This window comes from Microcystis sp. M49636_WE2, assembly GCF_030065375.1.
Classification (GTDB): domain Bacteria; phylum Cyanobacteriota; class Cyanobacteriia; order Cyanobacteriales; family Microcystaceae; genus Microcystis; species Microcystis aeruginosa_C.
Window position 1 is genome coordinate 1 of record NZ_JASJFG010000856.1, and the last position, 4341, is coordinate 4341.

The following is a 4341-nucleotide window of genomic DNA, read 5'->3' on the forward strand; positions in this document are numbered from 1 at the left end:
AAGAGTTTTAGAAACCGGTAAAGCCGTTTATTTAGTTAATTTAAATTTATATCCCGCTAAAATCGAGTTTGACTATTTGCCAGAAAACACCCAAGGCTTAATCTGTCAACCCATCGGTAAGGAAGGGGTGTTAATTTTGGCGGCAAATGCGCCGCGCAGTTATACTAAACAAGATGAAATTTGGATCGAGGGAATTGCTGATAAATTAGCCAACACTTTCAGTCAGTTTTAGGCGATTTCAGTAAGATTTAAGAATTTGGTTAAGATGAGAGTAAGCAATTAGTGATCAACTTGTAGCTCAGGATTTTAACCGATGACTCAAACTGGTGAAACCGTTACCTATTCCCTTGAATCCGTCCTGACAAGGAGCGAGAGTAAAATCGATACTTTGCAAAGAGATGTGGATCAAAAAATAGATTACTTCCAGAGAGATGTGGATCAAAAATTTGGCACTTTCCAAAAAGATGTTAATGATTTAAAGGTGGAAACCGCAGTAATAAAAGGAGAGATTAAAACTCTCGCTCGGAAAGTCGAAGGGATGGATAAACGACTGGAAAAAGTCGAAGATAGTTATGCAATCATAGTTAGGGTTGGCTGAAAAAATCAGAGTTGACGGGAGACAGCTATCAGTTATCAGATGTTATTTTTCAGTTCACTGTTTACTGGACGGCTACGCCGTGCCTTTGGCAACACTGAAAAGCTCCCCACCTCCCAATTCATAATTTAGAATTTATAATTCCCACTTCCCACTTCCCCACCCAATCTAGGGAAGTTACACTTTCACCACGTTGCTAAAAGAGATTTTCAGGTAATCATCTTCCATCTTTGCTCCGGAAGGTTTCAGGGCTGCCAAAGCTTGGGGTAAGACTAAATTACGACGGTGATTACCAATGCGAATATTTAACTCGTCTCCAGTTTTATTTAGTTGTATTTGTTCCTTGGGTATACCTGGTAAATATAATTCCAGACTGTAATTATTTTCCTGTTGAACTACCCGAATGGTGTTTTCTTGGTAATAAACCTTAGTCGGATCTTCGTCGGCAAAAAGAGTTTCTTTCAGTCTTTCCAAAGCGGGTAAACCACACATTTCTTCGGAGTAGAGAGGAACTTCCTTAACCGGTAAAGGATGAAAATTATCGTAAATTTCCTGTTTATAAACCTGTTGATTTTCTTTCCAACGGGCAAAGAAAGGATCGGTTACTTTGTCGGGAATAATCCGATTAGCAATAATCAAATCGGTGGAAACATTATAGAGACTTAGATAGGCATGGGCGCGTAAAGACTCCTTAATCACCATTTTTTCGGGGTTTGTCACCAAACGTACCGAGGTTTGAGTATTATCGGTCAAAACCTTTTCTAAAGCCTCGATCTGCTCGTAAAACTCATAGGGAGCGTCCATAACTTCCTTGTCTGGTAGGGAAAAACCGGCGATCGGTCGAAATAAAGGTTCTACCAGTGGTCGCAATGCCATCGACATTCCCTGTAACGGTTTGTAAAATCTTCTCATGTACCAACCGCCCACTTCTGGCAAACTCAGCAATCGTAAAGCTGTACCCGTGGGTGCGGAATCGATAATCAACACATCATAAGTCCCTTCATCGTAGTGGCGCTTCATGCGAACTAAACCGAAAATCTCATCCATTCCGGGTAAAATCGCTAATTCTTCCGCTTGCACTCCATCTAAACCCCTAGCTTGCAATACCTGGGTAATGTAACGTTTTACTGCGCCCCAGTTGCCTTCTAACTCCATTAGTGCGTCTAATTCTGCCCCCCAAAGATGGGGGCGTACCAAACGAGGATCATGACCTAATTCGAGATCGAAACTGTCAGCGAGAGAGTGAGCAGGATCGGTGCTGAGAACTAGGGTTTTATAGCCAAGTTCGGCGCAGCGGAGTCCTGTAGCGGCGGCGACGGAGGTTTTACCCACGCCTCCTTTACCGGTCATGAGAATTACACGCATGGGGGCTGATTCTAAGAAAATTTACATTACTTATTCTCATTATGACGGGAAAGTTAACAAATTGAGGACAAGAATCAGCATTCTTGGCTAGAAAATTCCACTCCCCGACCATCAACCCGGGGAATTAGGCTCTGTTCAAAAAATTGCTGACAGCGATTTTCGGCATCGGCGACGAGAACTTTGGCAAAATGACCCTTTTCGAGAACTTCTTGCCTTGGACGTTGTTCGTAGGCATAGATAATCAAAATATCTCCGGGTTGACAGAGCAGAGCCGCACCGCCGTTGGGGCAAATTTCCCCGGTTTGGCCGGGAAAAACGTAGGTGGAAAAGCGCTTACCATTGCTAAGATTGACCACATCCACCTCTTCAAGGGGCAAAATACCGACCCGCTCGATCAATTCTCGATCGATAGTGATACTGCCGACATAATCGACGTTAGCCTCGCTGACGCGCACTCGATGGAGTTTGGCGTGCATTAATCGAATTGTTCCCATGTATTTTGTCCTATTTCCCCCAATTACTTCAATTATTATGCTCTCCCAGTGGGAATGTTTACTAAAAAATCTCGGTCAATGGCAAGGTTCTTTTACCCGTCTGTCTCCCCAAGGCGATCTGCTCGAAGATACCCCGACTTTGGTATCTTTGCAAGGCATTAATAATAATCGATCGATTCGTCAATTGGTCCGCCGTCTCTACAGCGATCGAGCGCCAGAAGATTTGATTTTAGAGTATAGTTCTCTCCATCAGGGTATTCTATTTAGCCAGACGGGAGCTTTTTGCCAAGGTTCTTTATATTTTAGTAGTTTTTCCTCACAATTTGGAGCAGAATTTGGGTTAATCTCCGGGGAAAGACGATTAAGAATCGTACAGTTATTTAATGAGCGCTGTGAGTTCGACCGCTTGACTTTAATTCGGGAAAAGTTGGCCGATTCTAGCTCCCCAGAAAGACCGATGTTAACGGTGGAGCAATTACTCGGTCAATGGCGGGGAGAAGCGGTGACAACGGGACGGGATTTTTATAATTCTGCTGCCTATTCTACCCATGTATCGATCGAGCGTCAGGGGGATAATTATCTCTCGCAAACTTTGACTTTTGGTGATAATCAAATTACTTCTAGCGCTCGTATCGAGGGACAAAGATTGTTGTTTGAAAATAGTCCGCTGCCGATTCAAATACTGCTGCTGCCCGATGGGTCTTCCTGTAATACACCTCTGAAAATTACTGCCGGTTATCCTTTTGTTTTAGAGGTGGGTTGGTTACTTTCTCCTACTCAAAGACAGCGCCTAATTCGTTCTTATAACGAGAAGGGAGAATGGACGGGTATTACTCTGGTGACGGAGGAAAAGGTGAATTGCTGATGGGGTGACAAAGAGGTTAGAGTTTAGACAGGGTATGGGGTGTGGGGTGTGGGGTGTAGGGAAAATCTCAGTCCAGACTGGGATGTCTGGTTTCAGTTGAAGAACGCTTCCAGAGCGAAAAACTGGCTTGTTCGGGGTTTCCTCCTTGGTAGAGTTCCTGTTTGGCTACAGGATTTTTCCCCACACCCTACCCCCTACACCCTACCCCCTGTCCACACTTCAAGCTGGTTGTCACCCCTTCAGGATATTTAACGATTTACCTTGAATTTTCCTTTTTTTGCTGGCATTATCGCCAAGGAGGTCGGGAAATCTATCTCTACAGGCCCAATTTCGCCGCTAAAGCGATCGCTACCGGGAAAATGCGATGTTCTTGCACTTGAATGCGTTCGTGGAGACTGGCCTCGGTATCATCCGGGAGAATGGGAACCACTGCTTGCATTAAAATTGGGCCGCTATCTACCTCCGCGCGAGCGATATGCACAGTACATCCGGTCACTTTTACCCCCGCAGCTAAAGCTTGTTCCACGGCACGCACACCCTTAAAACTGGGTAGTAAACTAGGATGGATATTGATCACGCGATCGGGAAAAGCATCCAGTAACACCGGGGTGACAATCCGCATCCAGCCAGCCATAATTACCCATTTTACCCCGTATTCCTGGAAAGTTTTGACCAGGGCCCGATCGAGTTCTTCTCTGGGTTTAAATTGACGATGATCGAGGAAAACCGCAGGGATATTGTAGTGATCGGCTTTTTCTTTTACCTTGGCATCGGGATTATTGTAGATGAGGACAGAAATCTGGGCATTGAGTTGTTTTTTGGCGATCGCTGCCGCCAAAACAGCAAAATTGGAACCACTACCAGAAGCCATCACTCCTAAGGAGAGGGTTTCCTCTAGGGGAATATCGGCCAAACTGAGATCGGGAGAAATTAAACTGGGGGAAATTGTCATCATATTTTATAAGCGAGTTCGAGTGCATTGCAAAAGCTATTGAGGCGATTCAGCAAAGCATTATAGTAAG

Annotated in this window: 6 protein-coding genes; 3 read left to right on the forward strand and 3 right to left on the reverse strand. The window is 44.6% G+C overall.

Annotated features, from left to right (window positions below):
* The coding region (locus tag PX484_RS19570; protein WP_288105195.1) for a cofactor assembly of complex C subunit B at positions 1-232 on the forward strand (232 nt) is incomplete at its 5' end.
* Between the two features lie 81 nt (positions 233-313).
* Positions 314-598: a hypothetical protein gene (locus PX484_RS19575; RefSeq protein WP_002804102.1), complete on the forward strand. Its 285-nt coding sequence runs from the start codon at positions 314-316 to the stop codon at positions 596-598.
* A 174-nt stretch (positions 599-772) separates the two neighbouring features.
* Here PX484_RS19575 and PX484_RS19580 read toward each other — a convergent pair whose 3' ends face one another.
* Complete coding sequence (locus PX484_RS19580) at positions 773-1960, reverse strand: TRC40/GET3/ArsA family transport-energizing ATPase (RefSeq protein ID WP_002804104.1); 1188 nt, start codon at positions 1958-1960, stop codon at positions 773-775.
* 74 nt (positions 1961-2034) lie between these two features.
* Positions 2035-2454, reverse strand: a complete 420-nt coding sequence (panD, locus tag PX484_RS19585) for an aspartate 1-decarboxylase (RefSeq protein ID WP_002804106.1) — start codon at positions 2452-2454, stop codon at positions 2035-2037.
* 37 nt (positions 2455-2491) lie between these two features.
* On the opposite strand from panD, the gene PX484_RS19590 reads away from it, so the two are divergent.
* Positions 2492-3319 carry a DUF3598 family protein gene (locus tag PX484_RS19590; RefSeq protein ID WP_287764635.1) on the forward strand — a complete coding sequence of 276 codons (828 nt, stop codon included), beginning with the start codon at positions 2492-2494 and terminating at the stop codon, positions 3317-3319.
* A gap of 316 nt (positions 3320-3635) precedes the next feature.
* Here the strand turns inward: PX484_RS19590 and purN are convergent, their stop codons facing one another.
* Complete coding sequence (purN, locus tag PX484_RS19595; protein ID WP_287764543.1) at positions 3636-4274, reverse strand: phosphoribosylglycinamide formyltransferase; 639 nt, start codon at positions 4272-4274, stop codon at positions 3636-3638.
* Positions 4275-4341 lie beyond the last annotated feature (67 nt).

Coding starts and splice junctions, on each gene's coding strand:
- panD (WP_002804106.1), bottom strand. CDS start 2,454: ATGGGAACAATTCGATTAATGCACGCCAAACTCCATCGAGTGCGCGTC.
- PX484_RS19580 (WP_002804104.1), bottom strand. CDS start 1,960: ATGCGTGTAATTCTCATGACCGGTAAAGGAGGCGTGGGTAAAACCTCC.
- purN (WP_287764543.1), bottom strand. CDS start 4,274: ATGATGACAATTTCCCCCAGTTTAATTTCTCCCGATCTCAGTTTGGCC.
- PX484_RS19575 (WP_002804102.1), top strand. CDS start 314: ATGACTCAAACTGGTGAAACCGTTACCTATTCCCTTGAATCCGTCCTG.
- PX484_RS19590 (WP_287764635.1), top strand. CDS start 2,492: ATGCTCTCCCAGTGGGAATGTTTACTAAAAAATCTCGGTCAATGGCAA.